This window comes from Pseudomonas syringae pv. cilantro, assembly GCF_001293775.1.
In the GTDB taxonomy this organism is placed as follows: domain Bacteria; phylum Pseudomonadota; class Gammaproteobacteria; order Pseudomonadales; family Pseudomonadaceae; genus Aquipseudomonas; species Aquipseudomonas syringae_P.
On record NZ_LGLN01000094.1, the window covers coordinates 5595 to 6261 of the forward strand.

Genomic DNA, 667 nt, shown 5'->3' on the forward strand with positions numbered 1-667 from the left:
TAGCCAGATCAGCCATCTTATCAAGCTCTGCGGCCCCCACCTTGATCCCGGCTTTGGCCAGGCCGGCGACGCCTTTCGCTGCAGTGCCCACGCCCGTGACGATGCTGCCGACCTGCCAGGCAACCTCTCCGAGTGCTACGCCCAATGCCTCGGCGTTCTTGTCGCCGCCGACTTCCAGCGCGTTTGTGATCGTGTCAATCTTCTTGTTTGCGTCTGCTAGAAATTCGGCTCTGAACTGCTTCTGAACTTCTGGATTTGCGATCAGCTCTTTGAGGCCCTTTAGTCCCTCAATAGGGTTCGCCACGAATTGGGCCAGCCCTTCAACATCATTCCAGCCTGCACTCGCCAGACCTTTACCGACACCAAACTGGGTCAGGACATCTTGCTTGCTGCTGATGAATGCCCACTTTGCAAAAACGGAAAATACTTCAGCACCCTTCGCTTCGGCCAATTCCTTCTTGTATTGCACAATCTGCTGCGTCGCCAACCAATTGTTATCCACCGCCGCACCCGCTGCTGTATTCGCAGCAGTCGGATCAACAGAAGCACTGGTCGCCGCTAACCCGGTCACCAGGCTGACGATCAGGTTGCGTTTGGCTTCGCGTTGTTCTTCGCTTTCGTCGGGGCTGCTTTGTGAGAACAGGCCGGTCAGCAGGCTGGAGGCCGC

1 protein-coding gene is annotated in these 667 nt (G+C 56.8%); it reads right to left on the reverse strand.

The window, feature by feature from the left end; translation table 11 throughout:
• Positions 1-667: hypothetical protein (locus tag ABJ99_RS28890; RefSeq protein WP_230081093.1), on the reverse strand; the 667-nt coding region annotated here is incomplete at both ends.